Origin of the sequence: Mesorhizobium sp. M0296 (genome assembly GCF_040321675.1) — a bacterium.
GTDB lineage: Bacteria > Pseudomonadota > Alphaproteobacteria > Rhizobiales > Rhizobiaceae > Mesorhizobium.
The window spans coordinates 98,553-118,945 of the sequence record NZ_JAMYRZ010000005.1; the positions used below are offsets into that span (position 1 = coordinate 98,553).

16 protein-coding genes and 1 pseudogene are annotated in these 20,393 nt (G+C 63.4%); 8 read left to right on the forward strand and 9 right to left on the reverse strand.

Annotation, left to right across the window (positions count from 1 at the left end; translation table 11 throughout):
• Positions 1-12 precede the first annotated feature (12 nt).
• A complete protein-coding gene (locus NKI97_RS07430) occupies positions 13-1,191 on the forward strand; it encodes an acyl-CoA dehydrogenase family protein (RefSeq protein ID WP_352744563.1) in 1,179 nt (392 codons plus the stop codon).
• Between the two features lie 114 nt (positions 1,192-1,305).
• Here NKI97_RS07430 and NKI97_RS07435 read toward each other — a convergent pair whose 3' ends face one another.
• The 8 genes from NKI97_RS07435 to NKI97_RS07470 form a co-directional block, all read right to left on the reverse strand.
• Entirely contained in the window at positions 1,306-2,145 is an 840-nt protein-coding gene (locus NKI97_RS07435) for a class I SAM-dependent methyltransferase (RefSeq protein ID WP_352744560.1), read from the reverse strand.
• Positions 2,146-2,173: 28 nt separating this feature from the next.
• Entirely contained in the window at positions 2,174-3,490 is a 1,317-nt protein-coding gene (locus tag NKI97_RS07440; protein WP_352744557.1) for a lipopolysaccharide biosynthesis protein, read from the reverse strand.
• A complete protein-coding gene (locus NKI97_RS07445; RefSeq protein WP_352450583.1) occupies positions 3,481-4,758 on the reverse strand; it encodes a glycosyltransferase family 4 protein in 1,278 nt (425 codons plus the stop codon). The genes NKI97_RS07440 and NKI97_RS07445 overlap by 10 nt, the downstream gene beginning before the upstream one ends.
• Positions 4,759-4,772: 14 nt before the next feature.
• Entirely contained in the window at positions 4,773-5,417 is a 645-nt protein-coding gene (locus NKI97_RS07450) for a hypothetical protein (protein WP_352450582.1), read from the reverse strand.
• A 100-nt stretch (positions 5,418-5,517) separates the two neighbouring features.
• Complete coding sequence (locus NKI97_RS07455; protein ID WP_352833318.1) at positions 5,518-7,269, reverse strand: putative glycosyltransferase family protein; 1,752 nt, start codon at positions 7,267-7,269, stop codon at positions 5,518-5,520.
• 224 nt (positions 7,270-7,493) lie between these two features.
• Complete coding sequence (locus NKI97_RS07460) at positions 7,494-8,639, reverse strand: glycosyltransferase family 4 protein (protein WP_352833321.1); 1,146 nt, start codon at positions 8,637-8,639, stop codon at positions 7,494-7,496.
• Positions 8,639-9,445, reverse strand: a complete 807-nt coding sequence (locus NKI97_RS07465; protein WP_352450579.1) for a glycosyltransferase family 2 protein — start codon at positions 9,443-9,445, stop codon at positions 8,639-8,641. Before NKI97_RS07465 ends, NKI97_RS07460 begins: the two co-directional genes overlap by 1 nt.
• A 666-nt stretch (positions 9,446-10,111) precedes the next feature.
• Positions 10,112-11,767, reverse strand: coding sequence for a glucosamine inositolphosphorylceramide transferase family protein (locus NKI97_RS07470; RefSeq protein WP_352833324.1), 1,656 nt, complete (start codon positions 11,765-11,767; stop codon positions 10,112-10,114).
• A gap of 340 nt (positions 11,768-12,107) precedes the next feature.
• Between NKI97_RS07470 and NKI97_RS07475 the strand changes: the two genes are divergently transcribed.
• The 4 genes from NKI97_RS07475 to NKI97_RS07490 all read left to right on the forward strand — a co-directional run bounded on the left by NKI97_RS07475 (position 12,108) and on the right by NKI97_RS07490 (position 16,254).
• Positions 12,108-12,398, forward strand: coding sequence for a hypothetical protein (locus NKI97_RS07475; protein WP_352746488.1), 291 nt, complete (start codon positions 12,108-12,110; stop codon positions 12,396-12,398).
• A 192-nt stretch (positions 12,399-12,590) separates the two neighbouring features.
• Positions 12,591-13,757 (forward strand): glycosyltransferase family 2 protein, encoded by a 1,167-nt coding sequence (locus NKI97_RS07480; protein ID WP_352744546.1) that lies wholly within the window; start codon positions 12,591-12,593, stop codon positions 13,755-13,757.
• Positions 13,758-15,374, forward strand: a complete 1,617-nt coding sequence (locus NKI97_RS07485) for a Rossmann-fold NAD(P)-binding domain-containing protein (RefSeq protein WP_352450575.1) — start codon at positions 13,758-13,760, stop codon at positions 15,372-15,374.
• A 7-nt stretch (positions 15,375-15,381) separates the two neighbouring features.
• Positions 15,382-16,254: an NAD-dependent epimerase/dehydratase family protein gene (locus tag NKI97_RS07490; RefSeq protein ID WP_352833327.1), complete on the forward strand. Its 873-nt coding sequence runs from the start codon at positions 15,382-15,384 to the stop codon at positions 16,252-16,254.
• A gap of 657 nt (positions 16,255-16,911) precedes the next feature.
• Here the strand turns inward: NKI97_RS07490 and NKI97_RS07495 are convergent.
• Complete coding sequence (locus tag NKI97_RS07495) at positions 16,912-17,694, reverse strand: FkbM family methyltransferase (RefSeq protein WP_352746481.1); 783 nt, start codon at positions 17,692-17,694, stop codon at positions 16,912-16,914.
• A gap of 233 nt (positions 17,695-17,927) precedes the next feature.
• On the opposite strand from NKI97_RS07495, the pseudogene NKI97_RS35460 reads away from it, so the two are divergent.
• The 3 genes and pseudogenes from NKI97_RS35460 to NKI97_RS07505 all read left to right on the forward strand — a co-directional run.
• Positions 17,928-18,376 (forward strand): annotated as a pseudogene (locus NKI97_RS35460) (SOS response-associated peptidase); the annotation flags it as partial.
• A gap of 182 nt (positions 18,377-18,558) precedes the next feature.
• A complete protein-coding gene (locus tag NKI97_RS07500) occupies positions 18,559-19,410 on the forward strand; it encodes a glycoside hydrolase family 16 protein (protein ID WP_352833330.1) in 852 nt (283 codons plus the stop codon).
• Positions 19,411-19,941: 531 nt separating this feature from the next.
• Positions 19,942-20,370: a hypothetical protein gene (locus NKI97_RS07505; RefSeq protein WP_352450571.1), complete on the forward strand. Its 429-nt coding sequence runs from the start codon at positions 19,942-19,944 to the stop codon at positions 20,368-20,370.
• The last annotated feature ends 23 nt before the right edge of the window (positions 20,371-20,393 follow it).

Consider the following 20,393-nt stretch of genomic DNA (forward strand, 5'->3'; position numbering starts at 1 on the left):
AGAGCAGAGCGGATGAAGATGATGGACAAAGCTTGGGTACCGGCGCGAGGATCGGGGCTGCCTTGGGCGGCGGGGGAATATGAGCTCTTACGCGACCAGGTGCGCCGGTTCGTCGAGGAGGAGATCAAGCCGCGTGCGGATCGCTGGGAGGAGGACGGGTTCATTCCCCGTCCGATCCTGCGCCGCATGGGTGAACTCGGCTTCTTCGGCATCCGCTACCCGGCCGAGTACGGTGGTTCCGAGATGGACGCGGTCGCATCGACGATCTTCGCCGAGGAGCTCGGGCGCTCGACTTATGGCGGCGTCGCAAGCGCGACGCTGGTCCATACCGACATGGCTTCCGTGCATGTCTTTCACGACGGGACCAAAGCCCAGCGGGCCCGCTGGATGCCGGGCATTATCAGCGGCGAGGTGATCACCGCGGTCGCCATCACGGAGCCGGATACGGGCTCGGACGTGAAGGCGATCCGCACGCGCGCCCGCCGAGAGGGCGACTCTTACGTCCTCGACGGCACGAAGCTCTACATCACGAACGGCGTCCACGCGGATCTCTACTGCGTCGCCGCCAAGACCGATCCCTCGGCAGGAAGCCACGGGATCACGATGTTCCTCGTCGAGAAGGGCACGCCAGGCTTCAGCGTCGCCCGCGAGCTGGACAAGCACGGCTGGCGCTCCTCCGATACGGCGGAGCTCGTCTTCGACGGTTGCCGCATCCCCGCCGAGAACGTGCTCGGCGCGGAGGGACAGGGCTTCTACTCCATCATGCGCAACTTCCAGAACGAGCGCCTTGTCCTCGCCGGCATGGCGATAGGGGCGGCCGAGGCGGCGATCGATATGACCCTCGCCTGGGTGAAAGCTCGCCGCGCATTCGGAGGCGTCCTATGGGACATGCAGGCGATCCGTGAACGTCTCGCGATGCTCTCTGCGAAGGTGGAGGCAGGCCGCCAGTTTCTCTATGCCACCGCTTGGCGCATGGCGGCGGACGAAGATTGCCTGCGCGAGGTCTCGATGGTGAAGGCCATCTGCGGCGAACTCGTCAACGAGGTCACGTATACGTGCGTGCAGTTCCACGGCGCTATGGGCCTCATGCGCGAGAGCCCGATCGAGCGCATAGCGCGTGACGCCCGCGTCCTATCCATCGGCGGCGGCGCGACGGAGGTGATGCTGGAGGTGGTCGCGTCGATGTCGTGAGCCTGATGCGCAGCATCCCACCGCGCCAACCGTCCGGCTCTCCAGTTCGTTTCAACTCGAATACAATTCGTCATGGCTCGGCGGAGTGGAGCACTGGTCTCCGAAGCTGGCCAGTTAAGTGTGGCCGACGGGGCGGGTCGCTACGACCAGGGTTGAAACGCCGAATTTCCGCAAAGCCGTTTTTTCGATCCGTGGCATGAGCCGCCGGTAGGTCGGTATCACGCTAGCCGGCAGCCATTGATAACGCTCCAACACCGGCAGCACATAGTCGACCTTCTGTATCTCGAAGCCCGCCGCAGCCACAATATTCCGCAATTCATGCGGCCAGTAGTTCCGTGCCGCCATAACGCGAGCCGACCACGAACTCGGCAGCCAAGGAAGCAGTGGGATAGGGAAACCGAAATTGCGGCCCAGAAACCGCATCCCATGGCCCTCGAATGGAAACCAGCGATTTGGACTCATCACGACCAGATGACCGCCGGGCCGCAGGACTCGCCAAATTTCGCGCAGCGTGGCCGCCTCATTGGCGACGTGCTCAAGAACCTCATTCAACAGTGTCGCATCAACGGACGCATCCGGTAATGGGAAGTCGTCGGTGCAGCAGTGGTATTCGATCGCATCTGGCCGCCGATTAAGCTTCTCATCATTCACCAGCTTGCGAGCGATGGCCTCGTCGATCCTCGATCGTTCAGGATCGACACCAATGACTTTCTGGGCACCCCAGGCGACCAGGGCCTCGGTGTAGCCGCCCTCGGCACAGCCGCAGTCGAGCCAGACTCCCTGTAGCAGTCCCAGGTCTCTCAACTTGCCGAGCCTGTAAGCAACATTGCTTCCGATCGCGGTCGAGTCGCCGCGATGGGGGTAGCGTGGCGCAGTACGCGCGCGCGATAAAGAATTCTCGCTTGTCGCGATGACCCGCAGGCCATCCAATTGCGGTCGATAACGTTGCGCCATGAGCGGTGTCTCCTCAAGTCTCAGATGGTTACGCAACCGGCGGCCCTTCGTGCACAGGACCGCCGGCGGAATTCAGGTTCATCGCGAAGGCCAAAGTCAGGGCCGCGCACACGCCCTCGATGCTAACGGCGAGCGTCCAGCCCAGGACCAGGCCTTGAAGTCCGCCAAGCTTCGCCCCCGCGATCACGAGGCACAGCTCCAGCAACCCGCCCAGCGCGAACCAGCGAGATGCCTTGCGCATCCTGTCGCCCAGCCGCGCCAGCGTGCAGGCATGAAATTTGAGCGTTGATCCCAACAGGCTGAAGCCGAGGAAGCGCAGGCTCGAACCGGCGATCTCAGGATAGGCCGGATTGAAGACCGCAAGGATCTCCTGCGAATAGGTGAAGACGAAGACGGCGCAGACCAGCGAGAAGAGCAATGACGCCGTCAGCGACATAAGGATGTCGCGTCTCGATTGTTTCGGGCTTGTTCTGACCACGGGGAATAGGATCGTGGCCATGGCTGCGGGAATCAACGAGGCCAAGGAGACCAGCATCCACAACGGCATGAAGGCGGCATTGGTGGTCGGCGACAGGAGAACCAGCACAAGGTAGGGCATGATGGTGCCCGGGGCCTGCAAAGCTACATCGAGCGCGTAGTGGTCGAACACCTTGCGTCGGAGCGCATGGAGCAGCTGGAAATCGGGGGTCCCAAAGAGGCGACGCGCGCCGCCCCGGGTCAAGAGATCGACGCCGATACAGGCCGCCAGCAAGCCGGCCACCCAGGTCAGAAGAAGCGCGGCATTGGAGGCGTAGCCGGCGGCCGCGGCGAGCAGCATCAGCTTGAACGTGGAGAACAGCACTTGCCGGATCATCTTGCCGGTGCTGCGCAGGTTGCCCATGAACGCCGTATCGGCCACGATCCCGAGAACGGTCAGGCCGCAGCCGAGGACGAAGGTAGCGCCCACGAACAAGCCGTCGATCGGCCCGGTCGGGCTGTTGAGGTACGCCTCCCCGAAGACAAACAACAAGGCCAGGCCGACCGCCAGCGCCACCCCGACGCACGCTGCAGCGGCCACGAGGCCGCGCTCCTTGCCGGGATGCCGGACGATTTCACCCATCAGCAACGTCCCCAGCCCGGCGTCCCCCAGCAGGCCGATGAGCGCCATCACGGACAGGAGGGCGGAGACGTTGCCGATCACCTCAGGCGGAAACAGCCGGGCCGCGAGCCACCAATAGACAAACCCGAGACCGGCCGTTGCAGTCGTTCCGATCGCCAGAGCGCCGGAATTCATGACGAACGCGGCGCTCTTTCGAAGCTCCCGGCGCAGGCGAATAATGGCCGTCCCGGCGGGGTCTACCGGCATGACGGCTCTCCCGAACCTTGGTTTGCCGGCACCGCAGGCCTGCTGGCGGCTGGGCGCAGGACGTCCCGGTAGACCTGCTCGATCCGGGTCACGACCGCTCCGGCCTTGAGGCATCCAACCCTGGCGAGGCTTGTCGTCTCCAGGCGGGCCAGCAAGGCGCGGTCATCCAGAAGTGTCTGCATTGCGTGGGCGAGGGCGTGCGCGTCGCCGGGCGGCACGAGAAGCCCTGTTTCCCCATGATCGACGATATCCGGCATGCCGCCGACATCGGTTGCGATGACTGCCTTGCCGGAAGCCATGGCTTCCATGATGACCGTCGCGCAGGCTTCAGGTCCCACCGATGGTAGCACGCCGAACAGTGAGCGCCGCCATGCATGCATGATGGCGGAATGCGGCCACGTACCGAAGACGCGGACGTTCGGCGGAAACTCGGTTGGTGTATCGGCGGCCCGGCGCCCGATCAGGACCAGCTGCGGCGCCCGCTCCAGGCCGGCATAGGCTTGCAGGAGAACGTCAATGCCCTTGAGGCGCGCCATGTCGCCGACGAACAGGATGAATCCATGCCCAGGTAGCTCCCGCAGGCAGGGATCTTCCGGGCCAAGTACCTCGACATTGTCGGGCACGAAGTTGGGAATGACCTCGTAGGGGGCGCGGCCTTGGGTGAGGCCGGTGTGGCTGGCCACCGCGTGGCTCACCGCGATGAAGCGGTCCACAGCGCGCCGAGCGCCGAAGCTCGAAGCCCAGTTGCCCAAGGTGGTCGCGGCTGCCTTCACGGCTCCGTAATGCCCGGTGGCGCAAGGTAAGCACTTGGCCGGTGCTGGGCCACTGCAGAGATGGGTCCCCAAGTGCATGAAGTTCTTCTTGGCGCAGACAAGGCCGTAGTCGTGCAGAGTGACCACGAGGCGTGCCCCACTGAGAACTTTGACCGGCAGGAAGGACGCGTAGATCCAGTTGTGGGCGTGGACGATGTCCGGCCTCTCCTGAGCGACCAGCCGCTTCAGGGCTAGCACCAGTTCGGGATCCGGGAAAGGTGGTGCGTGGCGGCGCTCGGGATCGGTGTGGAGGCCTGACAGACGCTGGAGCGTGCCGCGCAAGCGGTGCACGCGAACCGCGCCGTCCAGCTCGGTTGCGGGCGATCCGGGATGCATCAAGGTCCCGACGCTGACATGATGGCCCCGCTCCACCAACGCCGCGCCGAGGTTGCGGACGTGCCGCTCCTCTCCCCCGATCACCGGAGGATAGAACTGCGATAGCAGCAGGATGCGCATGGTACAGCCTCGTTTTAGATCCGCGGCACAAGCGTCGAAACGCTGCGATAGAGCCGGTTGTCTTCCGGTCGATAAAGCCGCGCCTCGGCCGTCTGGCGAGTTGCCAAGACGGGCACCGGGATTTCCCGCGCCCAAGTGTCGCCCGGCGCGATGGTGAGCGATCGGAAAACGGCGAACGGCTGCCCATCGAGGGTGATTTCCAGGTCGAATCGCTGAGGTCGAGTCTCGGCGCTCCTGATGCCGACGGTGATCCGGCCGGACTCGCCACCGGCCGACGGCAACAACCAGAACGCGGTGTATTTGAATTCCCGGTAGGCCGCTTCGTCTCGGACGGCCAACGCATAGGCTCCGGTCGCTACAAGCAGCGCTAGCATGAGCGCAGCCCCCTGCCAGAGCCGGACCCGCGCCGGAGCCGGCCAGGCTGGCAGATCGGGAGTGTCGCGGCGGCCGGCGGCCACCAGTGCCGCGGCGGCCGTCACCGCCCAGAACCACACCGCCCAGCCGAGCGGCGTAAGGAAGCCTGCGGCGTTCAGGGCAAAGCCCCCGGCGATGCTGGCGGCCAGGCTTGCTCCGACCGCGTAGACGAAGTGTTCCAACGCGGAGGTTGTCCTGACGCCAATGGCCCGCAGCACCGTGTGGCCCGAGACGAGGAACACCATGGGCGCGCCCAGGGCAGTACGGAGGAGCAAGCTGTCGCTGACCGCAACGGCCGCCACCGCGGCCCCCGCCCACAGGCACGCGGCCAGAAGGTCCCACTTGCTACAAAATCTCATGCAATCCCCTCACGTCATAGATGACGATCCAGCCGTTGTCGTAGATGCGGGTGACGCCCTTGACGTCATTGAACTTGAGCAGCGCTGCGCCCGAGAGCGGCGCTCCCTGCCGCGCTTCCCACGGCTGGAAGTAAAAGCCGAGCACCGGCGGAGCCGTAGTCAGGCGCAGGTCAATCAGCAGGAAATCGATGTTGCTTCGCGCCAAGGCCCAAAACTCGTCGGGCCCCAATGTCTCGGCCTCGAAAATTCGCGCGGGATCGACGCCTTCGACGATGGTGACCCTAACGTCCTGCCGGCCGTAGCCCGCAAGCAGAAGGCGGTTGATGCGGTCGGTGGTGAAGCGGTTGCCAGCACCGAGCCATTCCTTGGCCCAGCGTGCCGTTTCGATCCCCATCGGCTCGATGGATTCGTGATCCGCGGCCACCCTGTAGCGCCCATGGATCGGATTAATCGAAGAGCTCGTGACGCCGCCCAGGACGATGATCACCAGAGCAACGGCCGGTGCGATGCGGCGCCACCCGCGTGGCGTGCGGCCCTGCCAGAAGTGGACGATGCTCACCGCGACGACCAGCCCGACGGCGATGAACACGAACGTTCCCATGCGGTTGCCGACTTCCCATCCGGCGACGGTCAGTCGGAAGGCCACCGAGACTGGGAGCCCGAAGGCCAGCAAGCTGAGGAGCACGAGGCGGCTATCGCGCCAGCGGCGTTTAAGAATGTCCTGGATCGGACGCCAACCGGACCGCGCACCACTCGGCGCTGCCATGGCCAGCGACCGAAAGAATCCCGTTGCCAGTCCGAGGGCCACCAGCAGGAGCGCCAGCAAGGTGGTCAGCCGCATGTAGAGCGCCTTGTCCGGCGCTCCGAGGTGCTCCGACCGCGGGGTGGGCGCGCCCAGGATGTTCCGGAGCAATGTGTCGAGACCGGACTCGATCACCGGGCCGAGATAGCCTGTGAGAGGGATGCCACGGGCCTGCACCCACAGGGACGGCAGGGCTATGGCGAGGATCGCCGCGAGGCCCACGGCAGTGCTGGTCTTGATCCGCAGGGGATCGTGCCGGCGCAACGTCTCGAGCGCCGCCAGCGCTCCGAAATAGATGGCGGCGAAGGCGGCAGAGAGGTGATGCGTGACCGCGAGGCTTGCCAACAGCAAGGCAATCAGCCCGAACGACTTCAGCCTCGGTCGCCCGACGAGATCCTTGGACGCTGCTTCGACCGCGAAGGTCAGCACGCATAGCACGATACCGAGGCTCTCGTAGGAGAACATCGAATCGAACAGGAAGAAGGTTGAGCAGCCCATATAGGCCAGACAGGCGAGGGCCGAGATACGCGGCGACCCAGCGATGCTTTCGAGGAACAGAAACAGGGCACCGATGAACGTGCCCTTGAGGATGGCCAACAAGAGCGTCCCCGCCACAAACAAGGGCAGTCCCGTCAGATCGACGATCGCCGTCGTCAGGATTTCCAGGGCGGGATAGGTTGGCCCGATCGGGAAAAGCGGGTTGGACAGGAACAGCCGGCGGGCCGTGATGAGATCCTGGGCCGCGATCCAGTGCAAGACCTCGTCGTAACCGCTGAAGCTCGTCGGGGAATAGACGTTCTTGCAATAGAACAGGGCTTCGGCAAGCAGCAACAGGAGGAACAGGCGCTCACCCCGGGCTGTTGTCGGCCAGGCGATGCGAAGGCTGGTCGGAGCGACCAGGAGAACGACACCGGACCAGAAGAGCGGCGGCGCCACGTCATAGCCGCGGCGCCCGGCCGCGTGACCGGCCACGACCAGGAGTAGAGCCGCGGCGATCGTCAGGCATAGAACCGCAATCCATCCGGAATTGGCGCGTTGCGACGGGGCATCGGCGCTGCCGTCGCGAAGGTCGGGACCGACAACGGCCGAGACGAATCGTATCCCGGCCTGAAGCGGGTTGATCCTGGTTCCCGCGCTGAAATGAGCCGGCATCATCAGCATCATGCCCTCGTCGCAGGAGGCCACGATGTCACGCCGCCGGGGCCCAAGCGGAGCATGGATCGGCTGCCGAGAACATCATAATAAACGTGGTTCAGCGCATGCGCGCAGGCATCCCAGTCCGGCAGGGCCAAATCCGGGACGTTCCGATGCGCCTCCAGTTCCTGGGCCATGGCGGCGGCCAGCTCTCCAGGACCGGCGTTGGGCGGAATCGCCCGGCACAGGCCATTGGCGGCCAGCTCCCGCAGACCGGACGTGTCGCTGACGAGGACCGGACGGCGCAGCGACAGGGCTTCCATCACAGCGATCGGATGGGCTTCGTATTCGCTGAACAGCACGAATAGCGCGGCGCTCGCCAGCAGGTCTGCCATTTTCTGCCGCTCGGATCCGGGGATGCCCGCAATGGTGACCCGCTTCTCGAGGCCGAGCGTCGCGACGAGGCGCCGCAATTCTCCCTCGTACGGGCCTGTTCCAACGATGTGCAGTCGCACGTCCGGTACCCGGCGGATCAGTTCGGGCAAGGCCGCGATCGCCCGGTGATGGCCCTTGTAGCGCTCCAGCCTGCCGCCCGAGACGATCAGATGCGGATCGACCTTGATGCCGGGGCTCGGAGCCGGCATCGCAGCGCCGTTCGGGATGACGACAAACCGTTCGCGCGGCACGCGCATTCTGGCGCTGAAGAAGCTGGCCTCGAATTCGGAGACGCCGATCAGCCGCGCGGCGCGGGCCACCAGCGGTCGAAGCAGCGCGTGCTGTGTGCCGCGCACGGCATTGCGCAGCCGGGAGGAATGCCCGCCGCTGTGGAAGGTCAGGATGAACGGCAGGTCCCCGCGAAGGGTCGCGAGCAGCCCGATCGGCGCCACGAAGCTGTTGTAACCTTGGAAATGGATCAGATCCCATGCCCCGCGCCGGATCGCGGTATAAATGCCGGGCGCAACATAGAGGTCCAGCTCCCTCGGCCAGGCCGGCACGCGCTGCACGCGCATACCGCGCACCTCCTCCTCAGCCGGCAACTCCCCCGAGGGATCGGTAGTGAGCACGTCGACGGCGTGGCCACGCGCCACCAAGCGGGGACCGACTTCCTGGATGTGAGTTTCGATGCCACCTATGAGGGGGTAGCAGCGAGCGGCAACCATCAGGATTCGCATCAGGTCTGTCCACCGACAACACAGGCTGTCGCGCTCCGCCTGCGCTGTTGGTGCACCCTCTCGCGCAGGATGGTTTTCAGGACGCGCCAGCCGTCCGGCATGGCGCGCAGATGGCTCACGCCGCTGATGCGCGGAGCCTCGAAACTCGCCACCTCGACGATATTGAGGTGGTTCTTCAAGGCCCGCACGTTGATGAGGGTCTCGATCTCGAACCCATCGCAATCGCAGTCCAGCGTGGCGACGTGCTTGGTCCAGAAGGCTATGTATCCGTAGCATAGATCGGAGAACCAACCGCCATAGAGCAGCCGCACGAACAGGGTCAGCCCCTTATTGCCGAACATCCGGAACAGCGACATGTCGTCGGTGCCGGCGCCCTGGATAAAGCGTGAACCCTTAACGAGATCCGCGCCGGCCATCAGCGCACTGACAAAGACGATCGCCTCCTCCGGCACCATGGAGCCGTCAGCATCCAGCATGACGATGATTTCGCCTGTGGCGGCCAGGAATCCCGCTTGCAGTGCAGCGCCCTTGCCCCGCCGGGGCTCCATCACGACCTTCACGTCCTCTCGCAGGCGGCGCGCGACCGCGACCGTATCGTCAGTCGAACGACCATCTACGATAATGATCTCATGCGCCCAGTTGGGGATGCGCGGCAGAAGCCACGGGAGGTTCTCGGCTTCATTGAGCGTCGGGACGACGAAGCTGACTCGGGGCAGAGTCAGTGATCCCCGCAGCGCGACATTTAACGGGTCAGGCGGCGATGTGGCACCGACGGGGGCGAGAATGCCGGAGAGACGGGCGTTCATGGCAGCGCTTTGAGGTCGTACGATGGGACCCATCCGGGGAGCATATTGTGCTTCCATGACCCCATGAGCTCCCCGAAAATCCGGTGCTCCACATATCGCGCACGCAAATGCGCGGCCAGCGACAAGCCGCGGCGGCCAGCTCCAATGACCGCCACATCCACGGATGTGCTTGATCCAACCATATGCGGACTCCCGGCCATTATGAAATGAAGATGAAATGAAAGAGGATTGGCAAGCTTGTCGCCCCCTAATATTGGGTTGTGATGCGACGATTACTGATGCAGATCTGAAATGGAAGGACGATAGATGGTTATGAAAAGCAAATAGATGATTAGCTCTTTTGGGGTATCCCTACAGGTTATTTCCAGCCATACGACCAGCGCGGATAGTACGGCAGCGGCACCGATCACCTTCAGCAGCTGTGTTGGCAGCGTTGCCAAACCCGTTTTAGACCTCTGGGTCCACCTTCAACCCCAGCGAGGACATTCATCGACCCGCGGCTGGGACTAGCTCACAGCGACACTTTCTATTGAGCGAACCGTGCAGAAGGCAGCGAAGCTCGCCGGCGCGAAGAAATGAACGTCCAGCGCAACGCTGACTTGCCACTGGCCAGAAGCTGCGAAGTGCAGGTGGGCTCGCTCCTTCACTCGGCCGTGATTTCCGAGCTTATTTTGTGCCCGAGAAGGGTCGAGCGCGCCCGGCCCTTCGCAGGCGGGGCACCTTGCGCTCGACCGCCTGGCTACGGGTAACTAACCCGGGCAAAACCGGCCAAGAGAGCGACCGCCCACGCGGTCCCGAGACCCCGCGCGGTCCCGAGACCGGCGCGTTGGGTATCAGCACACGATACGAGGTCGTGACCTCTCGCAAACCCCGGATATGCCCGAACAGGTCGATCACCTCCAGGCCAGACCGGCGATTGTAGGTGTGACACCCCAACGCTCCGGACCAAATGCGACCGACCGGGGTCTGGGCAAACTCCGACGCGCCGAGCGCATCAATCTGGCAGAACGTCACCGCGCCGCCATAACCGCGCGCGCAGTCTTGGACCGGGCGTAGCGTGCGTCCGCCATGTCGGATGACGGCGCCTGCGGGACGGCTGAGCCTTGCATCGAGCAGGACGGGGTTGGCGGCATGGGGCGTCCAGGACCCAGTCAGGCTCTCGGCACGGTAGAGGCTGAGAAGATCCCAGGATGTGGACCTCCAAAGCCTTGGGCTGACGAAAAACCAAAAGCCGCCCTCATGGCAGAGCGGCGTGGTATCGTAGCCCTCAATGCCTTCCATGAGACAGGCCTCCCGCGTCCACCGGTAAGGGAATTCCACTGCCCTGTAGAGGCTGACATTCTTGGCCGCCCCCGATTCGGGGATCATCCAGATCTGCCCATCCTGCTCGAACACGAACGGGTACGAGAGGTGATGCGGTTCCTCTACGACGATCCGGGATGCGCCGGCTGTCCCGTCCCGGTTCACTGCCACGACCGCAATGCACCCCCGGTTCTTCGAGTAGAGGTACTGTTCGACAAAGATGAAATTCTGCCCCTGGTGCCGGAACGGGAACGGGTCGGCAAGGTAGCTGTCGGCATTTCCGGTGAGCACCCGGAAGGCTGCTTCGCCTTTGTCGAGCAGGCTCGCCGATTCATCGAAGCGCCAGCCAATCCCCCACATCCTGCCGCCCCTCGCCAGGACGTCCAAAAGCCCGATCGCCTTCGATGCAACCGTGCCGCTCGCCCTTGCAAGCGCCGAAAGCGCGCCAAACGAGGGCACTGCCGTCCGCGGACCGCGGATACCGGACGCAGTTGAACCGCTTTCCTCGCACAGGGCTTTGAGGATCAGCGGCACAGCGCAGGAAAGGGCGCTGTCGAGCCTCGCTGCCAATAATTCACGGTCTGCACTGGCCGGACGCGCCGTCCACGGCCGCAACGGGCGCGCCGTGTCATGCAGGTGGACGAGAAGATCCTGATGATTCACCCAGGCCGCCACAACTCCGATCTCGCCGGGTGCGCCGTTGAAGACCGGGGTGAGCACGCGCCGCCCCGCCGGGAGCGATTCTGCGCCGCTCAAATCGATCACCACATCCACTTGGTCGGCCGGAGGCGGCGGCAGGCACCGCAGCGCCGCCTGGACGGGGTCGATGGCGCCGTTCCCGCGAAAGCCACAGACCAGTTGTTCGAGTTCCAGCAGCAGACGGCAGATTATCGGCAGCGGGCAGCGACCGGCCGCCAAAGCGCAGAAGACTTCGTTGCCGGGCACTTCAGCGAGCGCTTCTGCCAGCCAGAGGTGCCACCGCAGCAGCCGGGACGAATCGAGACTCAGGCAAATGCGCATTGTTGTTCTCACGGCCGATTTCAAAAAGCCAGCTTACAGCTTCCACGAGAACCACCTCAGGCGATCCGCCTACCCTGGATTCCGCCGCAGGCACGCGAGCCAAGGGCGGCAGATAGAAAGCCGCAGCGCGAGGATGGTTTCCACCCACCATGGTTGCGGGGACTCGCCATGTCGGGAGCCGAACACTTGATTGGGAGATGCCTGAGCACGGGTCCATACTCGAGCGACTGGAAACGGCTAAGCACCACTATGCCCGAACGACGCCGTGGCTGTGTGAGGTCAGAGGAGGTAATCCTTACGGGCCATTGCACCCTGTGGCCGGCGAGAGCCAAATGCCAGGATGATCATCGACTGGCAACGAGTGAAAAATGGGCTGCGGAACGCCGGACTGCGGGTGCTGGTGTCCGCGTTGCTGTCCGTTCCGGCAGTCGCGAGCGCCGCGGACGATCCGTCGGCAACATCCCTCATCAAGACTTCCGGAACGAACTTTGCGTTGGACGGCAGGCCGTTCTTCGTGACCGGCGTAAACAACCACTATCTGACCTACCGGTTGCAGGCTGAGGTCACCCGCGTGCTCGACGACGCGGTGGCGATGGGCGCCAATGTGGTCCGCACCTTCTCCAGCCGGTGATCGGGTCGCTCGACGGAAGCAAGCCTACGATGGCGCAAACCTCGGCCCTGGTTGGTAACTTTTTATGCTGAAAACCGGCTTCCGGGTAGGCCGAATCCCGCGTGGAAGCCTGCGTTTCAAAAACCAAGACCATCGCACGTCTATCAAAGAGTTTGGACAGACATTGGCAGCTCAAGTCGGGAGAATTCCTAGATGCGTATTCTGATGCTTGCGCAATCCTATATGTCGATTGGCGTTGGCCAGCGGGGCCACGTCCGCAACCTAACTATCGGTCTCGCCCGCCGCGGTCATGACGTTGCCGTTGCCACAACCGGTCAGCCTGGATCCAAAACCGGGCAGCCCGAGGATGGCGTCAGCAGCGAATGCCGGCAGCCGCCCCCTACGATCTCAGTGATTATCTGTGCCTACTCCGAGGACAGATGGGAGCTGTTGCTTCAGTCGGTGGCCTCGGTTCAGGAGCAGACCTTGCAACCCCGCGAGATCATCGTATCTGTCGACCAGCCCCTGTTCCACCGTTGTGCCGCGCACTGGGCTGACTTCGCAGCATCCGCCCCTCCGATACGGGTGATCCAGAACAAGTATGACGGGCACCTGGGGGCGGCCCGAAACACGGCAGCCGAGACAGCCACTGGAGAGATCCTGGCGTTCCTGGACGACGATGCGGCGGCCGACAGGGACTGGCTCGAGATTCTCATCGAACCCTACCGGGATAAGCGCATCGGCGCCGTCGGCGGGCGCCCCATACCGGTTTTCGAGACGAGCCGCCCGGCCTGGTTTCCTGTGCAGTTCGACTGGGTGTTCGGATGCGCTTATGACGGCCTTCCGACCAGCCGAGGTCCTTTGGCTCACCTCATAGGAGCCAACATGTCGGTGCGGCGGACCCTCCTCGAGCAGGTGGGAGGGTTCCACTCCGACCGTCACGACGACATGGACATGTGTCACCGCGTGGCGCACCTCAGGGGCAGTGAGGCAGTCATCTACGAACCAGCGGCGACCGTTCGCCACTTCGTGCCCGCCTCACGGCCGACCTGGAGGTACTTCTGGCGCCGCTGCCTGTTCGTCAACAAGGGGAAGGTCGAGGCCTTTGCCCAGATGGGCGACGCGGCCACACTGGGTGCAGAGGCCCGCTTCGCCTGGTACGCGCTGACCAAGGGCCTACCGCGGGAGATTTTGCAGGCGGCCAAGGGTGACGCCCACGGGCTGGCCCGGTCCGCGGCGATAGTCGCTGGCGTGGGGCTGGCCGCGGTAGGCCACGTCGCCGGCCGGATCGAGCTGGTGCGGCGCTTGCGCCGGCGGCGCCAACAGGCAACCAAGCAGATACTGGACACAGCCGCGCAAGGCGATGGGCGCGGCAAGTAGATGCCGTCTTCGATAATCATTGGTTCGGGTCCGGCTGCAGCCGCCGCCGTGTTGGCGCTGTCCGATAAACCGGACGAGAAGGTAACCGTGTTCGATCCGGGCACCGTGCTTGACGCGGAGACGCAAGAGGTAATCTCCAGGATGTCCAAGCTGCGTGTCGACAACTGGGATGAGGAGGACGTCCGCGGGGTCAGCCTGCAACCCAAGCGGATCCGGTCCGATTCGCTGCCTGAAAAGAGAAGCTACGGATCCGATTTCCCGTTTGTCAACAAGGGCCAGCTCGACGGCGTCCACTCCGAGGGTAGAGTCAACTCAGCTGTCATATCAAGCGCCTACGGGGGGTTCAGCAACGTCTGGGGAGCCCAGATCATGCCCTTCAGCGCCGCCTCGTTCAAGGGATGGCCGTTCGACTTCTCGGATATGGAAGAGCACTATCGGACGATCCTGGGTCACATTCCTTTCGCTGGAGAGTCCGACGATCTCGAGGAGTGGTTCCCGCTCATCGGATCCCCGGACCCGCTTCCGCCGCTGGCGCCGCGGACGCAGATGGTCCTGGCCAACTACGACCGGCACCGCGATCGAGTGCGCTCCACGGGAATAACGATAGGCCGCGCCCGCCTCGCCTTCTCAGCGCCCGAATGCCAGCCCTGCGGGCTGTGCATGACTGGGTGCCCGCGGTCGCTAGTCTATTCGGCCTCGCACAGCTTCGATCGCTTCAGGCGCAGCGGGAGGATCGCCTACCACAGCGGGCTGCTCGCGGTGCGAGTTGACCAGGAGGGCGACACGGCCGTCGTGCAGGCCCGGGAGCTGTCCAGCGGCCGGATCCAGCGATTCACCGCCGACCGGGTCTTCGTGGGCTGCGGAGCAGTCGGGACCACCCGGCTGATCCTGGGCTCGCTCGGATCGGACCAGCCGGTATATCTTTCGGAATCGGCTCAATTCGTTCTTCCAATGATGTCCATGAAGCCGACCCCCGACCCACGTACAAGGCGCGAGTTCACACTCAACCAGTTCAACATGGTCATCGTCCGGGACGACGAAGGCTTCGATGTCTCACAGATTCACTTCTATCCGTTCAACCAGGCATACTACGATGCGCTTCCCGGCTTCCTCCAACACCGCGCCGCCGCCTTCGTGACGGATCGGCTCCTGAGCCGGTTGACGGTAGGCCTGGGCTACTTGCCGTCCTGGGCATCACCCAAGGTCCGGGTCACCGCCCAGGTGTCCGCAGCTCCTGATGAGCTACCCAAGATCACCCTCACTTCAGAGGGCTTCGGCGAGGCCAGGGTCAGGGGCAAAGACGTGCCTCCGATGCTGCCTGACGTAATAAAGCGGATCCGCAGGGCGGCACCTTACCTTGACTTGTGGCCAGTCACGCCGCGGATGCTGTGGTCGGGCGGGGCTAAGAGCTACCACTTTGGCGGCAGCTTTCCCCACGCCAGTGAGCCGGATACCGGGAGTGCGACGACAGACCGCCTCGGGCGGCTGGCGCGCTGGGACCGTATCCATCTCATCGACGGGTCGGTTTTCCCAAATGTTCCAGCTACTACCTTTACCCTGACTGTGATGGCCAATTCTCATCGCATCGCCTGCGAAGCGATGCAGCTGACGGGTTGAGCGTTCTATGCGTGTCGGTATCACCGGAGCCAACGGATATGTCGGGACCATCCTGCGTGCCGCCTTCGCCGAAGAAGGGCATGAGGTCATCGCGTTCGCCCGTTCGAACCGGGTGACCTCCGACTCTGCCGCCGCAATGGTTGGCGTCGCCGAGTGGCGCCCATACGAGATCAAGCGCCCGCCGTCGGGGGCCGCATTGAGCGACCTAGATGTGCTCATCCACGGTGCATGGGACCTGGCTCTCGTCAGCGCCGGCGATGTGTGGGGTGTCAATGTGTCCGGCTCGCAGCACCTCCTGCGTAATGCCGCCGACGCAGGGGTTCGCCGGGTCATTTTTATCTCCTCGATGTCCGCCTGTAAGGGAACCCGACAGTTGTACGGTCAGGCGAAGCTGGCCTGCGAGCGCACCGCCAGCAGTCTGGGAGGTGTCTCCACCCGCCTCGGACTGGTGTACGGCCCCGGTTGGGGCGGGATGGCAGGCGCGCTCCGCAAGCTCACCAACCTGCCAGTCACACCTCTCATCGGAGCGCGCTCCCATCAGTTCACCGTGCATCAGGCGGACATGGCAGCCGCCATGGTGCGTATTGCCGAGTCGGACATGCCCCTGCCGGAACCGGTAGGGCTGGCCAACCCCGAACCGGTACCGTTCCGACGGCTCATGAAAGAGATCGCCGCATCACAAGGCAGAACACTGCGCGCCGTCGCCGTGCCCTGGCAGCTTGTCAGTGGCGTCCTCAAGGCAGCTGAGGCCCTGCATGTCCCCCTACCCTTCCGATCCGACTCCATCCTTGGGCTCGTGCACCCGGCGGCAGAGGTTCCCGGTGTAGAGCGGCTCAAGCAACTCGGAATCGAGTTTCGGAGCTTCTCGCTGGAGCCCTAAACAGTATGGGAGATCCCACGGCCTTGCCGTGTGACACTAGCAGTTTGACGTTTCCGGGCGTCGACGACTTTCGCCTTCGTGAGCCTCCACGCTTGAGCCGCTTGAGAGGCTCAAGTCTGAAGGCCCCCGGCTTTGCCGGGTGGATGGCTACTCTAGCACATTGCGTGGATATTCTCAGTCGAAGACCGGCGCGATGCGCCAAGAGACATTACCCGCAAACAGCGAAATTGTGCGGTCGGCGCGGTAGCGAAGGCGTCTGGATGCGCGAGGCCGGCGAGATCGCTGAGGAAGCTGAGGCGGCCGGCCCTCGCGACGCCGTCAGCGCGTCGAGCCAACGACCTTCATGCAGCCTCGCTCGGCACGCGGCCTATCGGAGGTAGCTCATAGGAAAGCATTATCGCGTCTACGTTCTGAACGAACACGGCCAATTTATGGGCGGGGTCAACCTCGCCTGCACGGACGACGATGCAGCGAAAGAGCACGCCAACCGGTTAGCAGTATGGCCATGAGGTGGAGCTTTGGCGACTGGTTGCGCAGTTTGTGCCAAGGCCGCCGTGGAAGTCGCGATGAAATTCTCGGACGACCTGATGCGCGAGTCCTCCGTCGCTCAGAAGTACGACGAAGCTTCGCAGCGGGGAGCCGGTTTTCCGAAAGAGACTAACGAACGGCGTTCAGTTCAAGTCGCTGTGCGAAGCGCTGGCTCGCAGACCTGTCAGGAAGAAACAGCACATCGGCAGATTTGGTGCCGGTTGTTCTGGCCTCAATCTCGGATTGGCTTGCCTTTCGGCGCCCGGTCCGGGTCAGCCAGTATGCCTCGTATCCGTTATCCGACAAGAGGCGCAGGACTACCAAAACCGACGCCCCGAACTTGTTCAATCCCTGGTCGGAAAGTTCGACGAACAGGGCCGGGCGGGCGAACCTCAGGATCTCGATCATGCCCTGAAGCGTCAGCAGTTCGGCACCCTGCACATCGATTTTCACGAGCGCCGGGCGCCGGGGTCCCTTGTCCGCGAGCAGTCCGTCGAGCGTCACGGCGGTGACCGGCACGCCGGTACCGTTCTGGGAAAGCTTGTGGTCGGCCGGATAAAGCGGGTTGATTTCGAGAAAGGTCGTGCCGGGCTCGGCGGCGGCGACCACCCTCAGCGCCTCGACGCGGCCAAGGAGACCCGCGCGCTCGAGCGCGCAAATCAGGCCGCTGTAATTCTGATCCTCCGGCTCGATGGCGATCACCTTTCCGCCATCACCGACCCATTCAGCAAAGCGGAGCGAGAAGAAGCCGACATTGGCGCCGACGTCGATGACCAGCGATCCGTCTGGCACGAATTCCCTGAGCTGATCGATTGGGCCTGCTTCAAAATACCTTTTGTACAGGGGATAAAGCGCAAGATAGGCCCGGTGGAAAAGCGGAAGACTCTGCAGGCCGAGCTTGGCGGTCAGCACGTATAGCCTGATAGCCGAATCTCTTAGGAAAACTTTGAGCATTCAGGAACCATCCATGACACCGATGCAGGATTGTTGACAGTGACTTGTCGAGGGGCCCCGCTCGGAGGGCCGCATCGCAACGATCTTCGTTCGGCTATGCAGACTTTATCACTCGATCAAGGCCTGATCGCGGGAATAAGGAGCTACCTCCCGAGGATCGGCGTCGACACACCGCCCCAAGACCACCTGGCTGGATAATGCCGCCACCGCCACGAGCCGGGAGGTTTCCAAATTCGAACATCAGGAGCACTTCCTCGCATCACCGGCTGGCGTGGCTCAGCTCGGAAAAACCATTGTTTGGTCCCGGCGAACAGCTTCGCTGAGTACGCTCCCGAGCCCAGCCCGGCGACCCAAAAAAACGTGGTCTGGTTCGCCCTGAGGCATGTGGACGGCATTCAACGGCGGCCGACGGACGAAGTCCAAACCCTTGCCCGGACCGCACTATGTTTATGGCTTCCTCACGCCGGCGCCGAACGAGCCGATCCATCCCAAGGTCATGCCGTAATCACACCACGGATGAGGAGCACGACGTTTGGATGTGCGTGCGACATGGGATGAGGCGACGGCGTTGCTGCGGCCGGATGATGGGCTGAAGATTGTAATGCGCGGCGAGGACAAGAGGGTCAGGCAGCAGCCTTAGACCGACTGAGACTTCTATAACCCGGTGCCCTATGGTCGCATCGAGGCCCACCTGCCGCGCCGCAATAAAGTCGGGGTAACCAGTCCTCGTCGTTTCACTATAAGCTTGGCTGTGCCATCGGTAAGCGGCGGCGACCATTGCAATCGCATCTTGGTCAAGCCCCTCGTTACGAGGAGGGCAATATGAAAAGTATATCGAAGTACATTTGTTTCACAGCGCTCATGATCGTCACGTGCTGCACGAGTGGTGGAGGTGGTGGATCGTCGCTGCTACCGCCGGCTGGGTACACTACCAGTCAGCTGATATTCGAGGACACCTTCACGGGGCACTCGCTCGACTCCACGAAGTGGATACCGGCGATCGCGGACCAGAACGGTATCTGGCAGCAGAGCGTGCCGTCGCCGTACTCCGCGGTGAACGCTGGCGGATTCAACGCCGAGTACTTCGACCCGGCTCAGATCAGCACTGGCCCATCAGGCTTGAAGATCGTTGCGACGAGAAGCAACCGGTTCGCCGGGTACACGTGGAAGTCGGGCGCCATCTGCACGCACGGCAAGTTCACGTTTGCCGGTGGCTACGCCCAGATACGCATGAAGCAGCCGGACGTCAGCACTGGCGGATGGCCAGGCTTCTGGCATCTCGAGGGCGGGGCCGAGATCGACACGCAGGAGGGCGGGTTCCTCAACGGCTCCGTGTCGAGCAACGGAGTGCTGGCAAACGCTTTGTTGGCTGCCACCAACGAGCAGCGGTTCTTCGATGCTGGTGTGGACCTGTCGGCCCACTACCACGTCTGGGGCATGGAGTACATACCGGGCGTCTCAATCAAGTTCTATTTCGATGGTGTGCTCAAGCGAACCGTCACTACGAACGTGCCGACCGATGCCATGACCCTGCTCATTAATCTGAGTATCGCCAACAGCAGCGCGTCTGGCTGGCACACGGCCTACGACAGTTCGACCCCGGCAACGCTCGAACTGGAGGTGACCGACGTTCAGGTCTACCACCTGAGCATGACCGACAGCATCGAGGGGTGACGATACGAAAGTGAGCGCTGCGTACTGCTCGTAGAACGGAGCAGGAACTAAGCGGCGAGTAGCGAGACTGGCCGGCGCAGCGGCCGCAAGCCGTCGGTGGGCGTCGGATCGGCGCCCCAGACGTAGTCCCCCGTCAGACCGACATGCTCTCACCCTAGCGGCGCGACGTGCTTCACGAACTCGGCCTCAACGGTGCGCTTCCCGCAGGTGAGCATGCCGATAGCGAGCACATTGACTTTCATGCTTTCATGAACCTCAGGAGGTCGATGTCATCCTTGTCCCATTCGATCACCTGCGATCGATCATGGCAGCGGTTCGATCGGCACGGTTCGTCGACCCGCACGGCGGCGGTTATCCACGCGGAGGCAAATGAGATTGATGCGGCGCGCGCCCGACGCCTTCAGCTGAAGCGCCTCGCAAGTTGGGCGGTGAGCTTGTGCGAGGGTCTCCGCGGCGCCGATCGGTTCCGCGAAGGCGCGACGGACTTCGATCAGTTCCTGCGGGGCGGATCGACTCGATTGGCTTGCCGACATGGCCGGTCGCGAGGCCGACGAGCCAACCGGCTCACTGGACAGTGGTACCAGCGATGAGAACCTATCACTGTTCGGGGGCCTTCATCGCGACGGTCACACCATCATCCGGTTCCGCATGCCACCGAATTCGCCGATCGCGCGGGCCGACAGATCACGCTGCACGAATCCTCAACGACGATGTGGCATCGGGCAAGAATTCGCTTCTGAACGCCATGAGGTTGCTCCCATGAGTCTTCTGGAGAGCCTGCGAATCGCCACGCACGCGCTTCGCGGGATCAGGCTGCGGAGCGCCTTGACCGTTCTTGGGATCGCCGTTGGCGTCGCCGCACAGGCGAGCGCGGTGCAATTCAGTCCGGATCAGCAAAATGGGGCTACCCCTGAGGAACGATCGCGGATCGGAGAAAACCATGCGATGAATTCAGAATGACGCATGAGACGCATGACCTTAAC